Genomic DNA, 18,211 nt, shown 5'->3' on the forward strand with positions numbered 1-18,211 from the left:
GCCGCGTCATTCCTCACCGAGGCGGTGGCAGATCCAGTGCTCCGCCGCCTGAAGGCTGGCGAAGGTCGGACGCTTCGGTCCGCCCACGCCGCCGAAGCCGTGCTCCAGGAACCAGTGGCCCGCCATCTCGCCATGCTGATCCGACAGCTGCACCAGCACCGCCACCAGCCGGTCGGCGACGAACACGAGCCGACCTTCCTCGTCCGAGCTCCCGGTGTCGACGCGCACGGGGCGCAGGTCAGGCGTCATGTGGCGCGGTCCTGATGCAGGTAGGCCGGCGTGAAGTCGCAGACGCGCGCCAGGCCATCAAGGTCCAGAACCGCAACTCCCGAAGGCTGCAGCCCAATCAGACCGTCGCGCCGCAGCCCCTCCAGTTCCCGGCTGACCTCCACCCGCGTGAGACCGATCGAGTCGGCAAGGTCGTCATGCGTCAGCGGCATGCTGTGCACCGGTGGCAATATGATGCTGAAGCGCCACGCCACCTCGCACAGCAGGTGCGCCAGATGTTCACGCGCGGTGCGCCGGCCCAGGCACAGCATCCATTCGCGGAGTACGGCGGCATCGGCCAACGTGTCGCGCCACAGGGCCGCCGCGACGCGGGGATGCCGCCAGGTCAACTCATGCAGGGCGGTATGCACCACGCGGCCCACCACGGTGGGCACCAGCGTGCTGACACCGTAGTCCATGGTGCCGAGTTGAAGGCCTTGCAGGTCCAGGAAGTCTCCGGGGATGTGGAACGACACGACCTGTCTGCTCCCGTCTGGTAGGGATTTGTGGTGACAGGCGAAGCCGTCAAGGATGAGTTGGCAGGCGGAAAGCGTGTCTCCTTCCCGGACCAGCGGATGATTCGCCGGCCAGGTCTGCACATCCATGGGCAGCGCCAGGATGGCCTCGGCATCGTCGGCGGAAAGCCTGGCGAGGCTCTGGAGCTTCCGCAGGAGGTGCTGCCGTCCGGCATCGTGGTCGGCACCCGACATCCTGAAGCCTCCCTGGAGGGGGACGCGCGAAGCGGCCTGAACCGCTTCCCAGCGCCCGATTGCATGAACCCGGTATCGCGAACCCGGCGCCGCGAGGCCGGGCGATCTCCCTCGCCGCGGAGGCGCGCGCCTAAACGCTCCCGCTGCGATTCCGTATAACATGGTTTATGATTCGTAACGATCGTCGTATCCGGGGGTGACACGATGGAGGGGAAGCCCAGCCCGCTGGTGCTGAAGCTGGCCCATGGCGCCGCCCTCACGCCCGAGGACCGCGCCCTGCTGGAGGGCGTTTCGCGCGAAACCCACCTGATCGGCCCCCGCCAGGACCTGATCCGGGAAGGGGCGCGCCCCGAATACGTGCAACTGGTGCTGGAAGGCTTCGCCTGCCGCTACAAGGTGCTGCCCGACGGGGGGCGGCAGATCGTGGCGCTGCTGCTGCCGGGCGACCTTTGCGACCTGCACGTGACGATCCTGGGCGAGATGGACCATGCGATCGGGACGCTCACGCTGTGCAGGGTCGCGCGGCTCAGCCGCGGCATGGTGGCGGACCTGGTCTCCGTCAGCCCCAACATCACCCGTGCCCTGTGGTGGGCCACGCTCGTGGACGAGGCGGTGCTGCGCGAATGGCTGGCGGGCATGGGCCGGCGTCCGGCCGACAGGCAACTCGCGCACCTGTTCTGTGAGCTGCTGCTGCGCCTGCAGGCGGTGGAGCTGGCCTCTGCCGACAGCTACGACTTCCCGCTCTCCCAGATCGACCTGGCCGACATTCTCGGGCTTACCCCGGTTCACGTGAACCGCATGCTGCAGCATCTCCGGGCCGAGGGGCTGGTGACGCTGCACAACAAGCGCCTGACCATTCCCGACGTGCCGCGGCTGCGCAGCTTCGCGGAGTTCGACCCCACCTACCTCCACATGCGACCGTAACGGGCGGCGCACGGCGCATCCCGCGCCCCCTGCCGCCCGTTGAGGGGCAGCAGGAACGGGGATGCGGCGATGGCCGGGGCAAAGCACGAGACGATCAAGGTGAACCGGGCGCCGGTGCTGACCCTGTGGGCCGCCGTGGTGGCCGAGCGGCTCGGGCACGACCGCGACGCGGCGATCACGCTGGGTCGGGCCGTCGCCGGCTCCAGCGCCCGCGTCAAGGCCAGGGCGATCGGCATCACCGAGGCGGCGGAGGAAGCGGGCGACCTGCGCGACGAGGCGCGCAGGCAGCGGGCCGCGCGGGAGCCGCAGCCGCGGGCCGTGCACCTGCTCGGCCGCGACGTGCCGGTGGTGGAGGAAGGGGGTGCGCTGCGGGCGCTGGACCACGACCGGCCGGCCTCGCCCAGGGCGGCGGCCGGCTACGTCGAGCGGGCCTTCGGCGAGCACCTCGCCGCCGTCCGGACGGCGATGGAGGAACTGGCGGGCTCGTTGGAGCCGGCGGAGCTGAACCGGGTGGGCTTCCGCTTCTACGAGCATTTCCGGCCGGAGGTGCCGGCGGGCGCCAGAGGCTGGGGCGCTAAGGGCGCGCTGGACCTCGGCAGGATCCGCTCGGCCGGAGGCTAGCGCGGGCGGCGGGCGCCGGGTTGCCGGGTTCCGTGGTCCGACGAGTGGCGCCGAGCCGGTGGAACCGCCCCGTGGCGTGGCCTCTGGTAGCGTCGCTCCCGTAAGGCGCGACACGCGCGCTCCCGGCCCGCTGGCGCTTGCCTCCTACCGCACCGTCAGCGAAGCATCGTCGTCAGCTCCCCTTGCAACATGGCGATGAAGTGCCGGGCCAGCTTCGACGGGGGCGCGTCCGGCGGGGCGAGGACCTGGACGGGAAACTCCACCGTGGGCGTCAGTGGCCGCACCACGAGGCGCCCTCCGAAGGGCAGGGTGCTGACCGGGTCCAGGACGGCCACGCCCATCCCCGCGGCGACCATGGCGCAGGCGGCCGCCGCGTTCTGGGTTTCGGCGACGTAGAGCGGCCGCACGCCGTGGCGGTCGAACAGGTCCTCGATCACGTCGCCCAACTGGAACTGCCGGCCCAGCAGCACGCAGCGCTCGCCCTCCAGCGCCGCCAGCGGCACGGTGCCGGGCGCGCTCAGCCTATGGCCGGGCGGCAGCACCAGGGCCGCGGGGATGCGCAGCGTCGGTGCGGCCACCGGCATGCTGTTGGTGGGCAGCGGCAGGGCGAAGCCCAGCTCCACCTGACCCGAATGCACCAGGTCCTGAACCTCCAGCGAACTGACCACAGTGATGGACACGCGCGGCCCCCCGGGCTCCAGGCCCAGGCGCGCCAGCAGCCGCGGCAGCAGGTCCATGCCCAGCGACGGCATGGCGGCGACCCGGAACTCGCCCGCGGTGGCGCTGCGCATGTCGTTCGCCAGGCGGTCGACGCGCTTGGCGGCCTGGAACAGCAGCTCCACCTCCGCCTCGAAGCGCCGGGCCTCGGCGGTCGGCACCAGCCGGCGCCGGCTGCGGTCGAACAGCACGAGGTTGGTGTCTTCCTCGAGCGCGCGCAGCAGCTTGGTGACCGCGGGTTGCGTGATGCGCAGCATCTCCGCCGCCCGCATGACCGAGCCGCTGCGGAGCACCGCCCTGAAAGCCTCGAGCTGGCGCAGCCGGGCCGGTGTCATGGTGTCACAACCTGGAGGAATGATAGGCGGAGGATAATGAATGCAGGTTTCCTGCGGTGCTAGGGCATGATGCCGGTCGAACAGGAAGAGCAGGCGCTTCGCAGGATGTCAGGTTTCCTTGCCCCGCTCCCGTGGGCCCGCTTTCGTGGCCCTGGGGAACGGGTGCCTGCGCGGCCGGCCCGCCGCAACCATGGGCACCCGCGGCGGAGATGACGGATGCCGGGCAACCCCGCGACCAGGGTTTCGCCCGTCGGGGTGGCGCACCCCTGGGCTGGCATGATTGATGCTCCGCCCGGAACCCGGTGACCCACCTGCGCCCCTCGACCCGAACCTATGACCACCCGGAACTGAACGCCATGACGCAGCCCAAGCAGATCAGCCTCGGCCTTTCCATGCGCTACCTCGGCTACCACGCCGCGGCCTGGCGCCACCCTTCCGCTGATCCCGACGCGGCGTCGAAGCTCAGCCACTACGCCAGGATCGCCCGCACCGCCGAGAAGGCGAAGCTCGACATGCTGTTCCTGGCCGACGGCATCGGGTTGCGCACCCGGGACGAGCCGGCCGGGGCGCTCTGCCGCTCCCACCAGACCTTTGAGCTGGAGCCGCTGACGCTGCTCTCGGCGCTGTCCTCCATCACCAGCCATATCGGCCTCGTGGCGACGGCCTCGACCACCTACAACGAGCCCTACCACATCGCGCGCAAATGGGCTTCGCTGGACCACCTGTCCGGCGGGCGCGCGGGATGGAACATCGTCACCTCCTGGTCCGAGGCGGAGGCGCGCAACTTCAACCGCGACAAGCACATGGAATACGACGAGCGCTACGAGCGCGCGGGCGAGTTCGTCGAGGTCGTGAAGGGACTCTGGGACAGCTGGGAAGCGGACGCGCCGGTCTTCAACAAGGAGAGCGGCATCTTCTTCGACCAGTCCAAGATGCACACGCTCAACCACGAGGGGAAGCACTTCAAGGTGCGCGGCCCCCTGACCATCCAGCGCACGCCGCAGGGGCGCCCGCTGCTGGTGCAGGCGGGGGCGGCCGAGCAGGGGCTGGAGATCGCGGCGCGCTCCGCCGACGTGGTGTATTCCGCGCCGCTCGACCTCGCCTCGGCCCAGCGATACTACGCCGACGTGAAGGGCCGCATGGCGAAGTACGGGCGCCATCCGGACACGCTGAAGATCATGCCCGGCGTCACGCTCTTTATCGGCCGCACGCGCGAGGAAGCGCGGGAGAAGTACAACCAGCTGAACGCCCTGGTGGAGCCGGAGCTCGGCCTGTCCTACCTGTTCGGCCAGTTCGGGGACCTGTCGGGCTATCCCGTTGATGGGCCGGTGCCGGAGCCGGTGGGTGCTGCGGTCAAGAGCATGGCCCGGAGCTCCTTCGCGATGGCGCAGCGGGAGAACCTGACCATCCGTCAGCTCTACACCCGCATCGCCGCCGGCTTCGGCACGCGCGTGCTGATCGGCACGCCGGCCGACATCGCCGACGACATGCAGGAATGGGTGGAGGGCGGCGGCGCCGACGGCTTCAACCTGTGCCCGCCGGTGCTGCCGCTCGGCCTCGATGAGTTCGTGGAGATGGTGCTGCCGGAACTGCGCGCGCGCGGCATGTTCCGCACCGAGTACGCGGGGCCGACGCTGCGCGAGAACCTCGGCGTGCCGGCACCGGCCAACCGCTACAGCCGGGGAACTGTCTGACGGCGAAGGCTGGGGCGGGGCGCGGAAGTTCTTCGCCACGCCGCCCGCCTGTCGTGAAGACCGGCCGCGGATCAGCCGATCGGCAGGTAAGCCGGGGTCCATCCGCGACGGGGTGGAATGAGGTGAAGGGCGCCGGGCACTTTTCCGTGCCCGGCGCCCTGTCCGAACATGTCCCCCGGGCCCACCCCGGGGGACAAACTCAGTTCATCCCGCCGGCCAGGGCTTCCGCCACGCGCCGGGCAAACTGCGCCGGGTCGCGTGGGCTGTCGCCGTCCTGCACGCGGGCGAGGTCGAGCAGCAGCCCCGCCGTGTCCGCCAGCGCCTCGCCCGTTTCCGCGCGTGCCGCGAGGCCGCGGATCAGCGGGTGACGCGGGTTGATCTCCAGCACCGGCAGGCCGGCACCGAAGCCGCGGCCGGCGCGCTGGAGCAGGCGCTGCATGTGCAGGTCCGGCCCGTGCTCGGGGGCGGCCAGCACCACGGCGCTGTCCACCAGCCGGTCGGTGGTGCGAACCTCGGACACCTCGGTCCCCAGCGCCTCCTTCAGCAGCGGCAGCAGCGTCGCGACATCGGCGGCCTCGGGGAGGGCGCCGTCATCGGATTTGATGCCTGAAAGGTCCACCGAGCCCTGCGTGATGCTGCGGATCGGCTTTTCCTCGAAGCGCTCCATCCGCTCCGGCCAGAAGGCGTCGATCTGGTCGGACAGCAGCAGCACCTCCACGCCGCGGGCGCGGAAGCCCTCGAGCTGCGGCGACTTCGCCAGCGCTTCGGGCGACTCGCCCGACAGGACGTAGATCGCCTCCTGCCCGTCCTTCATGCGGGACACGTAGTCCGCGAGCGAGGTCCAGCCCTCCACGGCGGAGGAGCGGAAGCGCAGCAGGGGCGCGAGGTCCTTGTGCTCTCCGCCTTCCCAGAGGCCTTCCTTCAGCACGGAGCCGAAGTTCTCCCAGAACTTCGCGTAGTCCTCGGCATCCTTGGCCCGGGTCTTGAGCTCACCCAGCACGCGGTTGGTCACCGCCTTGCGGATGCGGGCCAGCACCGGCGTCGCCTGCAGCATCTCGCGCGACACGTTCAGCGGCAGATCCTCGGTGTCCACCACGCCCTGCACGAAGCGCAGCCAGGAGGGCAGCAGCTGCGCCTCGTCGGTGATGAACATGCGGCGGACATGCAGGCGCAGGCGGCTGTCGCGCTCGCCCTCCACGGGCTGGAAGGGCTTCATGCCGGGGATGAAGAGGAGGGCGGTGAAGTCCACCGCGCCCTCGGCCGTCCAGTGCAGCGTGGCCCAGGGCTTGTCGAAGTTGTGGCCGAGGTGGCGGTAGAACTCCGCGTAGCTTTCCTCGGTGATCTCGGACTTCGGCTTGCGCCAGAGTGCGGTGCCCTCGTTGGCGGGCTCGTCCACCCCGTCCTCGGCCACGGTGATGGGGATGGTGATGTGGTCGGCCCACTTGCGGATCACGGTCCGCAGGCGGATCGGCTCCAGGAACTCCTCGGCATCCGCCTTGATGTGCAGCACGATGTCGGTGCCGGGCTCGGCGCGCTCGGCCGGCGCCAGGGTGTAGTCGCCGCGCCCCTCGGAGCTCCAGCGCCAGGCCTCCTCCGCGCCGGCGCGGCGGGACGTGACCTCGACCCGCTCGGCCACCATGAAGGCGGAATAGAAGCCGACGCCGAACTGCCCGATCAGGCTCGGCCGGTCGCCCGGCTTCGCGTCCGCCAGGGACTGGGTGAAGGCGCGCGTGCCGGACCGCGCGATGGTGCCGAGGTTTTCCGCCATCTCGGCCTTGCTCATGCCGATGCCGGGGTCGGAGATGGTGATCGTGCGCGCCGGCTTGTCCGGCACGATCCGCACCGCGGCGCCCTCGGGCAGGGCGGGGGCGCCGCCGGTCAGGGCCTCGAAGCGGCGCCGGTCGGTCGCGTCGGCGGCGTTGGCGACCAGTTCCCGCAGAAAGATCTCACGGTCCGAGTAAAGGGCGTGAACCACCAGGTCCAGCAGCCGCCCGACCTCCGCGCCGAACTCGTGGCGCTCCACCGTTTCACTCACGGGCATTCTCCAGAAGCTGGGAAAATCAGCCACGCGATATGAAAGGAAGCCGGGTGGCCTTCAAGACCACCTCGTGCCGGCCCGGACCCGCCTCCCGGGTCATCCCGTGCCAGCCGTCACCGAAGGCGCCGGTCGCCGCTGCCGCCCGCCCGATCGTAAGAGGCGTCGCCATCTGTGACCGGATCGAGCTGCGGCGAGACGTGCGGCTAGAAACGACGTCCCTGCACACGAGGTGCCACGAAGGCTCGCGGCGCCCTCAGCCCAGCAACCGGATCAGAAGCGAGGCGAGGCTGGCGATGGGCAGCAGGAGCTGCACGGGGCGAAGGCGGCTGAAGTAGCGCGGGGCCTCGCCCCGGCGGGCGGCGATGGGGTCGAGGATGATCATAGCGAGGTAGCCGGCGAGGAGGATGAGCACCGAGACCAGGGGCCAGGGGGACAAGAGCGAGGCAAAGCCGAGACCGAAGAACAGGATCGTGGTGGCAAGCTGCGTCAGCGTGGGACCGCCGGGCTGGCGGAAGCTGAGGCCGCGGCGGACGCCGGAAAAGAAGCACAGCAGCGCGCCGGCCAGGATCAGCGTGACGCGCAGGATGGCGGGCGCCTGCGCCGGCAGGAGCCAGACGGCCACAGCCCCCACCACGACGGGGATCATGGCGGCGTAGGCCAGCACGAGGCTGACGAGTGGCGTGCGGGTCTGCGGGTCCTCGGTGCCGGCGGCGAGGTGGGTCGGGATGGTGTCCATGGCCGCGTTAACGACCGGGCGGCCGCTTCGGCTCCCTGCTCACGCAGCCTTGGCCAGTGACCGGCGCGGAGGCACGCCCCGCCTGCGCCTGCGCCTGCGCCTTGTCGGGCGCCGACGGGCCGTGCCGGCTCAGCCGGTGCGGCCACCCCAATGGACGCACTTGGAGGTCTGCCCGATGCCGGGATTGAGCACGTTGCAGGGATCGAGCGCCCGGTAGAAGCGCCGCAGCGACTCCTTGGCCGCGTAAAGGTGGCCCACATTGTGCTCGGCCGGGTATTCCGCGCCGCGCCGGTCCAGGATGCGCCACATGCGGTGCTCGAGCGCCAGGCAGTCCTCGCCCTTCCGCACGATGTAGTCCTGGTGGAAGACGTGGCAGAAGAAGTGGCCGTAGTAGAGCCGGCGCAGGATCGGCGCGTCGAACTCCGCGGGCAGGGTTTCGAACCATTCCTCGTCGTTGCGGCGAAGCGCGATGTCGAGGGCCAGGATGTCCTCGACCTCCGCCGCGTGCACCGCGCGGTAGCGTACGGCGGCGCCGGCCGCGGCGAAGCGATGGAGGAAGGCCTTGCTGCCTTCCTCCGCCGTGCACTCGAAGTAGCCGCCCTCGTTCTCCCGGAAGAAGCTGTCGAGGAAACCGCGCGCCTCCGCGATCCCCTCGTCCGACATCTTGAGCAGGAGATGGTGCTCGTAGCGGTCGCGGTACTCCTTCATGCGGGCCGGCAGATGCGAGGGAAACAGCCGACTCAGCCCCTGCAGGCCGCGGTCGATCAGGTTCGCCGGCAGCCGGCCGGTCCGGCGCAGCAGCATGTCCAGGCGCGACTTCAGCGCGAAGACGCGGGGCAGGCGCGCGGTGCCGAGGCGCTGGATCAGCAGAAAGGTGTCCTTGCCGTATTCCTCGGCCACGTCGAAGGCGTCGCGGTGCATGTACTCGCCGGCAACGGGCAGGTTCTCGAAGCGTCCGAGGATGTGGCGGCGGATCCGCGTCAGCACCGCCGTGTCATTGGTGCCGACGTAGAAGACCCTGGTGTCCCGATCGGCCGGAAAGGTGTCGAGGCGCACCGCGAAGACGGCCAGCCGCCCCGCGCAGCCGGACGCCTCGTAAAGGCGGCGCTCATCGGCGTTGAAGCGGGCCGGCGTGTCGGCGTCGATGTCGCGGACGTGGTCGACGTATTCCCGGTCCGAGGCCCAGCGCCCGTCGTCGCGCGACACGTCGCCGGGGCCGACCTCCCACCGGTCCAGCCGGCCCAAAATCTCCTCCGGCGTCTCGCCCAGCGCGATCCCGAGATGGTTCACGAGGCGGAGCTGCCCCTCCTCGTCCACCTGCGCGAAGAGGGCGAGCTGCGTAAAGGCGGGGCCGCGCCGGACCAGCGCGCCGCCCGAGTTGTTGCAAACGCCGCCAAATACGGAGGCGCCGAGGCAGGAGGAGCCGATCACGGAATGCGGCTCCCGCCCCAGCGGCTTGAGCGCCTGTTCCAGCTGGTCGAGCGTCGCGCCGGGCAGGCAGACGACCTGCTTTCCATCCTCGATCAGGTGGAGGCGCCGCATCCGCATGGTGTTCACCACGACCACCTCGCGGTCGTACTCGTCCCCGTCGGGGGTGGAGCCGCCGGTCAGCCCGGTATTCGCCGCCTGGGTGATCACGATCCGCCCCGCGGCGACGCAGAGCTGCAGCACCCGCCACTGTTCCAGCAGGCTGCCCGGGCGGATCACCGCCAGCACGCGGCCGCCGCCCGTGCGATAGCCGTTGCGGAAGCGCACGGTTTCCTCCGCCCCCGTCAGAACGTGCCGCGCCCCGACAACGGAGCGCAAATCACCCAGCAGGACCTCCGGCGCGGGCAGGGGCGGGGGCGTGTCCCCTACGCCGCTGCACAGGAAGCGTGTTTCGGGGCGGGACAGCGAGGACGCGGACATGGGGTTCCTCATGGTCTTGCGGCGCCGGTGGCGGCCGTGCGGCAGGCGCGCTGCCAGGGGCAAGCCGGCGCCGCCGTCGCGGTGCACCTTAAGCGGCGAAGCGCTCGAAAAGATCGGGCGGACCCATCTGGCCGCCCTTCAGCATCAGCTCCACGCCGTCCAGCCGCGGGTCGTCGCTGTGCCCACGGCAGAGCACCACGCCGGGTGCCAGCATGTCGAGGTAGGAAAGGCCCCAGAACTCGAGCGCCTGCGCCCCCAGGCTCGAGGTATCGCCGCCGGCGATGCCCAGGCGCCGGACCGGCGCTTCCGCCATCAGCAGCCGGAGGAAGCGGGCGGTGGCGCGCGCCACGTCGAGGGGGCCGAGCCGGTCCGTGGCGGCGGGGCGCTCGGTCGCCACCATGACGTGCCGGCCGTTGCGCAGGCGGCTCACCACCGCCTCCAGCAGCGCCCGCATCGCCGCGTCGTCGCCGGCCAGGGCCGCGGCGCCGATGCGGAAATGTTCGTAGGAGGGTGAGGCCTCGAGTTGGGCCCGCGTCACGGGCGACAGGCTGCCGACCATCACGAAAACCGGGCTGCGGGCCGGGGCGGAGGGCGCCGCGGCAGCTTGAGCCGCCCCGGACTGGGCCGCCCCGGATTGGGCCGCCCGGGACTGGGCCACACCGGGATGGGCTGCCCCAAGTTGAGCCATCTCCGGCTGGGCAGGGACGCGCTGCGCGGCGACGGACTGGTGCTCGCCCGGCCAGGCTTCCGCCAGGGCTTCCGCCACGCTGCTGGGCCCCAGCGCCAACAGCGGCGCGGCGAGGGCCCGCGCGCGCAGCAGGCGGCCGATGGGAACGAGGTCCTCCTCCCGGCTGACGTCGAGCAGCACGGCCTCGGGCGCCTCGCGCAGCAGCGCGGCCAGCCGGGCGTCGAGTTCCCCGGCCGGCAGCGCGTAGGCGGGAAAGGAAAGGGAGGCGACGCGGCCCATCCCCTGCGCGGCCAGGTGCCGCCGCAGGTCCGCCTCGTGCATCGGGGTCACGGGGTGGCGGCTCATGGTCGGGTGACGGTCGAGGCGATACACCTCGCCCCCGGTGCTCGCGGCCGCGAAAAGGTTGCCGAACAGGCAGTAGCGCCCCAGTCCCGGCTGCCCGCCCACCACCGGCAGGAAGCGGTTCGGGAAAGCGGGGCGCAGCGTGTCCATCGCCACGGCGAGGCTGCCGACCTCCGGCGCGCTGTCGAAGGTGGAGCAGCACTTGTAGTGCAGCACCCGCACACCCAGCCCCGCGAAGAAGCGCCCCACCGGCTCGAGCGCCGCCCGCATCGCCTCGGGCGGCATGGCGCGGGCGGCGCCGGCGATCCCCACCGCCTCCAGCGTCCCGGCACGGCTCAGCTGCGCCGGCGTGGGAACCCCCAGGAACAGCAGCGCGCGAATACCGCGCCGCGCCAGGGCCGACAGCGTGTCCGTGGCGCCGGTGAAATCGTCGCCGTACCAGCCCAGGAAGGGAGGCGTCATCAACGCGCCGCCGCGCCGAACTTCCGCAGCGCCGCATGAAGGGCCGGGTGCTCGGCCGCGGCGTCTTCCAGCGACTCCCCGCGCAGCACGGCGTCCCAGGCCTCGCGGATGGAGGCCACGCCGGCCGCCGGCCCGTCGGGATGCGCCATGATGCCGCCGCCCGACATGAACAACAGGTCCGCATGCCCCGTCGCCCGCCAGGTGACCGGCACGGTGCCCGCCCACTGGCCGGAGGAGAAGGCGGGCATGACCCGATCGTCCACAGTGGCCGCCATCGGTGTCACGCAGTCACGGGCCGACTGGACCACCTCATCGTCGGTCTGCGCGAATTTTCCGGCAAGGCCGTGAACGTGCATGTGGTCCACGCCGGCCAGCCGCCACAGCGCCTGATAGGCCTGGAAGGAGATGCCCAGCAGCTCGTGCCGCGACAGGGCGCCGTAGCCGTTGCGGTGCCCGTGCAGCGCCAAGTCGGTGTGGCGGCGCAGCGTTTCCACGGCGGAGAAGCCGCACCAGTTCAGGCTGACCATCACGCAGGAGCCGCCCTCGCGCGCCACCAGGTCGGCGTGGCGGCGCATGGCGTCCGTCTCGTCGGTGATGTTGAAGGCGACCATGACGTGCTTGCCGGTGCGGTCCTGGTGCCGCCGGACCTCGGCCATCACCGCCGGGATCCGCTCGGCCAGGGGCGCGTGCAGCGGGTCGGCGCTGATCTCGTCGTCCTTGATGAAGTCCAGCCCTGCCTCGCAGAGCGTGCGCACGAGGGCCGCGGTGTCCGCGGCGGAAAGCCCGACATTGGGCTTGATGATGGAACCGACCAGCGGACCGGACTCCACGCCGGTCAGCCGCCGCGTTCCCGCCAAGCCCTGCCGCGGCAACTGGAAGGCTTCGCGCCACGCCGGCGGCAGCAGCACCTCCTCGAGCCGCAGTCCCGTCACCTCACCCAGGTCGAACAGGTTGCCGGCGACGACGGCCGCCAGCGTCGGCAGGTTCACGCCCACATTCGCCGCGGGAAAGCGGATGGTGACGCGCGCCCGCCGCCACGGGCCGCCGATGTTCTGCCGCGTCAGCCAGGCGTTGGACAGGCTCGGTGTGGCGGCGGGGGCGAGTTCCTCCACCGACAGCACCTCGGCGCGGGCGCGCTCGCGCAGCGCGTCGGTTTCGCCGGACACGCGGGTGAAGGTGCCGCAGGACTGCTCGCCCGCCATGACCTCGGCCACCTTGCGCGGGTCGAGCGGCGTTTCGATCAGGTAGCGGGCGGTGAAGTGTTCGGGCATGGTCAGAGCTTCTGCAGGTCCGGAAAGGGGCGGACCGGATCGCTGCCGTCCCAGTTCTCGGAGGCCTCGCGGATCATGCGGAACATCGTGCCCTTGGGCCCTGCCACCTCGGACAGCTCCACCACCGTGCCGGGATGGTACTCGGTGTCGAAGTACACGAAGCGCCCGCGCTCCCCGACCTCGCCGCTCATCACCACCTTGAAGCCTTGGGCGAGCATGCGCTCGAGGTCGGCGTCGAAGTTCTCGGTCCAGGAGGCGACGTGCTGCAGCCCGCTGCGGCCGCCCTGCGCGAAGTCGCGGTACATCGAGGGCACGTCGTTGCGCGTCTGGATCAGCTCGACCTGCAAGGGGCCGGAATTGGCCAGCGCCACGGAGTTGTGCGGCTCGTAGCGTTCCCCGCGATAGGTGTAGTTCCGGATCGGGACGCGCGGGTTGTAGAAGAACGGGCCGACGCCCAGGACCCGCGTCCAGTAGTCCATCGCCGCCTCGATATCGGGAACGACGTAGCCGGCCTGCCGGATCTCACCGAAGAAGCGACTCATGAAAACGTCTCGCTCGTGCTGGGAATGGGGATCAAAGAAAACCGGTGGAGAACCACGGAATGGCGGCCACGAGGGCGAGACCCACCAGCAGCGCGGCGACGTAGCCCCAGATGTAGCGGAGCCCCTCGTCCGGGTTGATCTTGCTGGTGGCGCAGGCGCCGTAGTAGCCGACGCCGAAGGGCGGGGCGAAGAGGCCGATGCCCATCGCGAAGACCACCACCATGGCGTAGTGCACCTCGTTGATCCCGACCGACTTCGCGATCGGGAACAGCAGCGGGCCGAACAGCACGATGGCCGGAATGCCTTCCAGCACGCTGCCCAGGATGATGAAGGCCACGATCGAGACCAGCAGGAAGCCGTAGCGCCCGCCGGGCATCGCCGTCATCAGCCGCGCCAAGTCCTGGCTGAAGCCGGACTGCGTCAGGCCCCAGGCCATGGCGGTGGCGCAGCCGACGATGAAGATGATGGCGCCGGTCAGCGAGGCGGTCTCGATCAGCATCGGCCGCAGCCGGCGCCAGTCGAACTGCCGGTACACCAGCAGCCCCATCAGCGCGGAATAGGCGATGCCGATCGTGGACACCTCGGTGGCCGTGGCGACGCCCTCGACCACCGCGGTGCGGATCACGAAGGGCAGGGCGATCGCCGGCAGCGCCACCACCGTGAGCCTGGCGATCTCGCGCTTCGGCACCTTCGCGACGTGGCGCAGGTCCTCGTGCCGGTAGCGGCGCCAGACCACGAAGCACAGCGCCGCACCCAGCACCAGCGCCGGCAACAGCCCGCCGGTAAACAGCGCCGCGATGGACACGCCGGTCACCGAACCGATGGTGATCAGCACGATCGAGGGCGGGATGGTTTCCGTTTGCGCACCCGTGGCCGAGAGCAGCGCCACGAGGTCGCCCTCCCTGGCACCGCGCTTCTTCATTTCCGGAAACAGCACCGGCGCGATCGCGGCCATGTCGGCGACCTTTGAGCCGGAGATGCCGGAGACGAGGTACATCGCGCCGATCAGCACGTAGGACAGGCCGCCGCGGACGCGACCCAGGATGCTGGCGAGGAACTGGATCATGGCGCGCGCCATGCCCGTCATCTCGATCAGGGCGCCGAGGAAGATGAACAGCGGCACCGCCAGCAGGATCAGGTGCGACATGCCCTCATCCAGCCGGCCCACGATCACCACGATCGGGGTGGAGGTGGTCAGGCCGAGATAGCCGAAGGTCGCGAGCGCGAAGGAGAAGGCGATCGGCACGCCGGCAAAGACGCAGAAGGCCACCACGCCCACGAAGAAGATCAGCAGGTTCAGCTGCCCGAGCGGGCGCAGCGCCGGGCCGGCGAACCAGAAGGCGCCGATCACCGCCACCGTGGCCAGCGCCGCCACCGCCACGGTCGCGGCGGAACCGTGGCGGACGAGGCGAAGCAGCGCGGCCGCGATCATCAGCACGATGCCGGTCGGCAGCGCGGCGGCGCGCCAGGCGTTGCTGATCTCGAGTGCCGGGGTGACGATGAAGCCCTCGTCCTGCGCGTATTCCAATGCCGGATGAGCCACCAGCACCAGGAAGGCGAGCGAGGTCGTGATCGCCAGCGCTTCCAGCAGTGCCCGGACCTGCGGGCTGGCACGCGCCACCAGCCCCGTCATGCGCATGTGCCCGCCCCGTTGCAGGGCGATCACGGCGCCGAGCATGGAGAGCCACAGGAACAGGATGGAGGCGAGCTCGTCGGACCAGACCAGCGGCGACTGGAACACGTAGCGCGCCGTTACGCCGGCCCCCAGGATCACGATCTCCGCCAGGAGGATTAGGGCGGCGACGTTCTCCACCACCGTTGCCAGCAGCCGGTCGAGGCGCCGGGCGACGCCCGCGAGGCTGCGGCCTGAGATGGGATCCTCGATGCGCAGGGTGCCCGCCGGGCTGATCATGCTACGTCCCTCGCCTGACCTGTTGATCCGCTTCAGAGCGTGCCGACGGCACCTTCCAGCGCGCCCCAGGCCTCGGGCCCGAAGCGCTCCTTCCACTCCTTGTAGAAACCAGCCTGACGGAGCTTGGCGCGGAAGCTGTCGGGGGAGGGGCTGTTGAAGCTCAGCCCCTTGGACTTCAGGTCATCCACCACCGACTGGTTCAGCGTGCGGATGTCCTCGCGCTGCTTCAGCCCCGCATCGTTGATGGCGTCCGACACGATCTTCTGCATGTCGGCCGGCAGGCCGCGCCAGGCGCGGCCATTGGCGATGAACCAGTAGCCGTCCCAGATGTGGTTGCTGAGCGCGCAGCTCTTCTGCACCTCGTAGAGCTTGGCCACCTGGATGATCGGCAGCGGGTTTTCCTGCGCGTCGACGATGCGCGTTTGCAGCGCCGAGTAGACCTCGCTGAACTGCAGGCTCGCGGGGGCCGAGCCCAGCGCCTTGAACATCGAGATGGAAAGCGGGCTGACCGGCACGCGGATCTTCAACCCGTCCATGGCCCCCGCGTCGCTGATGGGCTGACCGCTGGTGGTGATCTGGCGGAAGCCGTTGTCCCACATCTTGTCGAAGGCGTAGAGGCCGGCCTTGCCGATGGCCGTGCGGACGATCTCGCCCACCTTACCGTCCATCGCCTTCCAGACCTGGTCGTAGTCGGCAAAGGCGAAGCCCACGGCGTTGATGGCCGCCACCGGCACCAGCGTCGCGATCACCAGCGCGGAAGGAGTGAAGAAGGTGATGGCACCGCTGCGCACCTGCGCCAGCATGTCGGTGTCGCCGCCCAGCTGGTTGTTGGGGAAGATCTTGACCTCGACCCGCCCGTTGGACTCCCGCGCGATACGCTCGGCGGCTTCCTGGGAGCGGATGTTCAGCGGGTGGGTCAGGGGAAGGTTGTTGCCGTACTTCAGCTCGAACTCCGCGGCGCGCGCCAGGCGCGGGGCGCCGAGCATGGCGAGTGCGGGCAGGGCGGCCGCGGTCCGCAGCGCACCGCGGCGAGACAGGATGGTCATGACGTTCCTTCCCCAGAACTTGATGCTTTTTGATGCATCGACTTGTTGGTCTTGAGGGTAGAAACTCGGGGAACTCCCCGTCAAACGCGTTTCTTGATGGTTTTTGATGGTTTCTGAGCTGTCCCCAGCCGCTGCACGCCCCACCGTGGCCGACGTCGCGCGCCACGCGGGCGCCTCGACCGCCACGGTGGACCGGGTGCTGAACGGGCGTCCCGGCGTGCGCCCCGCCACCGCGCAGCGCGTGCTGCGGGCGGCGCTGGAACTCGGCTACATCACCGAGGCGCCGGCGGTGGCGCCCGAGAAGCCCCTGCGCCTCGCCTTCGTGTTGCCGGCCGGCTCGAACCGCTTCCTCAACGCGCTGGGCCGGCTGGTCGTGAACTCCGCCGAAACCTTCGCCACTGCCAACATGCAGGCGCGCGTGGACCATATCCGGAGCTTCAGCCCAGACCTCCTTGCGCAGCACCTGCGGCGCAGCGGGCGCGAGGTCGATGGCGTCGCCTTCATGGCGCTCGAGCATCCGGCGGTGCGCGAAGCGGTGAACATGCTCGACGAGCGCGGCATTCCCACCGTGACGCTGATCTCCGACGTCGCCAACGCGCCCCGCTCGGCCTATCTTGGCCTCGACAACCGCGCGGCCGGGCGCACGGCGGGCTACCTGATCGCGCGCTTCATCGGCCCACGCCCGGCCAAGGTCGCCATGATCGCCGGCAGCCTGAGCTATCGCGCTCACGAGGAGCGCGAGATGGGCTTCCTGCACCTCTTCGCCGAGATGTTTCCGCAGGTGGAGGTCGTCGGCCTGCGGGAAGCACAGGACGACGATGCGGTCAGCTACCGGCAGACGCGCATGCTGCTTCTCCGCTACCCGGAGCTCGCGGGGATCTACAACATCGGCGGCGGTGCGGCCGGCGTCGGGCGCGCGCTGCGGGAAGCCCGGCGGGAGCACGACGTCGTGCTGGTGGGGCACGGGCTGACCCCGGAAACCCGGGAAATGCTGCTCGACGGCACCATGGACGCGGTGATCACGCAGAACCTGCGCGCGACGCTGATGGACTGCATCAGCATCTTCGCGAATCTCCGTGCCGGGCTGCCCTCGCTGAAGGGTGTCGACACGCCCCGGGCCGAGATCGTGTTCCGGGAAAACCTGCCCTGAGGCCCTGGTCCCGCGGCGCTGCCGGGACGACCCCGCCACCGCCGCACGATGGGACCGGCGGCGCCCCTGACACGTTCCAGGGTGGCTCCCCGGGGCGGTGCCTTGAAGCAGTTCCTTGAAGGAGTTCCTTGAGGCAGTTCCCCTGGGCGCCTCCCCGAACGTCAGCCGCCGCGTGCGGCGGAGGATGACCAGTCGCCGCGGATGGCGTTTGTCTGCGCCGCCAGCTCCTCGGCGCGGGCGATCTCCTCGTTGAAGCCCATGAGGCTGAAGTCCGTCATGCGCGTCGGGTAGAGAATGCCGTCCAAGTGGTCGTTCTCGTGCTGCACGACGCCGGCGTGGAAACCTTCGACCTCGGCCGTGACGGTGCGCCCGTCGCAGTCCACGCCGCTGTAGCGCACCCGCTTGAAGCGCGGCACCGCGGCCCGCAGTCCGGGAATGGAGAGACAGCCTTCCCAGCGCAGGTGCTTCTCCTCGCCCACGGGCTCGACCACGGGGTTGATGAGGACGGTGTTGCCGACCACCGTGTCATCCGGCGCCCCGCTCGACCGGCTGGGCAGGACCCGGAACACGAAGAGGCGAAGCGGCACGTGCACCTGCGGCGCGGCGAGGCCGGCACCGGGGGCGTCCTCCATGGTCTGGAACATGTCCTGCACCAGGCGACGGATCTCCGGCGCGCCCGGATCGCGCACCGGCAGGCAGCGTTCCAGCAGAACGGGGTGGCCCATGCGGGCGATCTTCAGGACGGTCATGGCCGGAGAGCATAAGCCAGGCGGGGCGGAGGTAAACTCCGCAAGGACGCCCCCGGGCGGCGATGGCCGCCCCGCACCCGCCGTGCCCCGATAACCGCC

16 protein-coding genes are annotated in these 18,211 nt (G+C 70.4%); 4 read left to right on the forward strand and 12 right to left on the reverse strand.

Features of this window, described 5'->3' with window-relative positions:
• Positions 1-6: 6 nt before the first annotated feature.
• On the reverse strand, positions 7-249 hold the full coding sequence (locus ACFFGY_RS17705) for a hypothetical protein (RefSeq protein WP_377045847.1): 243 nt from the start codon (positions 247-249) through the stop codon (positions 7-9).
• Positions 246-977 (reverse strand): Crp/Fnr family transcriptional regulator, encoded by a 732-nt coding sequence (locus ACFFGY_RS17710; protein ID WP_377045848.1) that lies wholly within the window; start codon positions 975-977, stop codon positions 246-248. The genes ACFFGY_RS17705 and ACFFGY_RS17710 overlap by 4 nt, the downstream gene beginning before the upstream one ends.
• Before the next feature lie 204 nt (positions 978-1,181).
• Between ACFFGY_RS17710 and ACFFGY_RS17715 the strand changes: the two genes are divergently transcribed.
• Complete coding sequence (locus ACFFGY_RS17715; RefSeq protein ID WP_377045849.1) at positions 1,182-1,901, forward strand: Crp/Fnr family transcriptional regulator; 720 nt, start codon at positions 1,182-1,184, stop codon at positions 1,899-1,901.
• A 69-nt stretch (positions 1,902-1,970) separates the two neighbouring features.
• Positions 1,971-2,522, forward strand: a complete 552-nt coding sequence (locus ACFFGY_RS17720; protein WP_377045850.1) for a hypothetical protein — start codon at positions 1,971-1,973, stop codon at positions 2,520-2,522.
• Positions 2,523-2,677: 155 nt separating this feature from the next.
• Here ACFFGY_RS17720 and ACFFGY_RS17725 read toward each other — a convergent pair whose 3' ends face one another.
• Entirely contained in the window at positions 2,678-3,574 is an 897-nt protein-coding gene (locus tag ACFFGY_RS17725; RefSeq protein WP_377045851.1) for a LysR family transcriptional regulator, read from the reverse strand.
• A gap of 356 nt (positions 3,575-3,930) precedes the next feature.
• Here ACFFGY_RS17725 and ACFFGY_RS17730 point away from each other — a divergent pair, with 356 nt between their 5' ends.
• Positions 3,931-5,268, forward strand: a complete 1,338-nt coding sequence (locus tag ACFFGY_RS17730; RefSeq protein ID WP_377045852.1) for an LLM class flavin-dependent oxidoreductase — start codon at positions 3,931-3,933, stop codon at positions 5,266-5,268.
• A 199-nt stretch (positions 5,269-5,467) separates the two neighbouring features.
• Here ACFFGY_RS17730 and htpG read toward each other — a convergent pair whose 3' ends face one another.
• From htpG to ACFFGY_RS17770, 8 genes are all read right to left on the reverse strand, one after another.
• Positions 5,468-7,303, reverse strand: a complete 1,836-nt coding sequence (gene htpG, locus ACFFGY_RS17735) for a molecular chaperone HtpG (protein ID WP_377045853.1) — start codon at positions 7,301-7,303, stop codon at positions 5,468-5,470.
• 256 nt (positions 7,304-7,559) lie between these two features.
• Entirely contained in the window at positions 7,560-8,042 is a 483-nt protein-coding gene (locus ACFFGY_RS17740) for a DUF3429 domain-containing protein (protein ID WP_377045854.1), read from the reverse strand.
• 129 nt (positions 8,043-8,171) lie between these two features.
• Positions 8,172-9,950 carry a D-lactate dehydrogenase gene (dld, locus tag ACFFGY_RS17745; RefSeq protein ID WP_377045855.1) on the reverse strand — a complete coding sequence of 593 codons (1,779 nt, stop codon included), beginning with the start codon at positions 9,948-9,950 and terminating at the stop codon, positions 8,172-8,174.
• 88 nt (positions 9,951-10,038) lie between these two features.
• Positions 10,039-11,442, reverse strand: a complete 1,404-nt coding sequence (locus ACFFGY_RS17750) for a four-carbon acid sugar kinase family protein (RefSeq protein ID WP_377045856.1) — start codon at positions 11,440-11,442, stop codon at positions 10,039-10,041.
• A complete protein-coding gene (locus ACFFGY_RS17755; protein ID WP_377045857.1) occupies positions 11,442-12,713 on the reverse strand; it encodes a ribulose-bisphosphate carboxylase large subunit family protein in 1,272 nt (423 codons plus the stop codon). Before ACFFGY_RS17755 ends, ACFFGY_RS17750 begins: the two co-directional genes overlap by 1 nt.
• A gap of 2 nt (positions 12,714-12,715) precedes the next feature.
• Positions 12,716-13,255 (reverse strand): VOC family protein, encoded by a 540-nt coding sequence (locus tag ACFFGY_RS17760; RefSeq protein ID WP_377045858.1) that lies wholly within the window; start codon positions 13,253-13,255, stop codon positions 12,716-12,718.
• Positions 13,256-13,286: 31 nt separating this feature from the next.
• On the reverse strand, positions 13,287-15,167 hold the full coding sequence (locus ACFFGY_RS17765; protein WP_377045859.1) for a TRAP transporter large permease: 1,881 nt from the start codon (positions 15,165-15,167) through the stop codon (positions 13,287-13,289).
• Positions 15,168-15,199: 32 nt separating this feature from the next.
• Positions 15,200-16,213: a TRAP transporter substrate-binding protein gene (locus ACFFGY_RS17770; protein ID WP_377045860.1), complete on the reverse strand. Its 1,014-nt coding sequence runs from the start codon at positions 16,211-16,213 to the stop codon at positions 15,200-15,202.
• A 106-nt stretch (positions 16,214-16,319) separates the two neighbouring features.
• Here ACFFGY_RS17770 and ACFFGY_RS17775 point away from each other — a divergent pair, with 106 nt between their 5' ends.
• Positions 16,320-17,363: a LacI family DNA-binding transcriptional regulator gene (locus ACFFGY_RS17775; RefSeq protein WP_377045861.1), complete on the forward strand. Its 1,044-nt coding sequence runs from the start codon at positions 16,320-16,322 to the stop codon at positions 17,361-17,363.
• A 161-nt stretch (positions 17,364-17,524) separates the two neighbouring features.
• Here ACFFGY_RS17775 and def read toward each other — a convergent pair whose 3' ends face one another.
• Entirely contained in the window at positions 17,525-18,112 is a 588-nt protein-coding gene (gene def, locus ACFFGY_RS17780; RefSeq protein WP_377045862.1) for a peptide deformylase, read from the reverse strand.
• Between the last annotated feature and the right edge of the window lie 99 nt (positions 18,113-18,211).

This window comes from Roseomonas elaeocarpi, assembly GCF_042433915.1.
GTDB classification, from domain to species: Bacteria; Pseudomonadota; Alphaproteobacteria; order Acetobacterales; family Acetobacteraceae; genus Roseomonas; species Roseomonas elaeocarpi.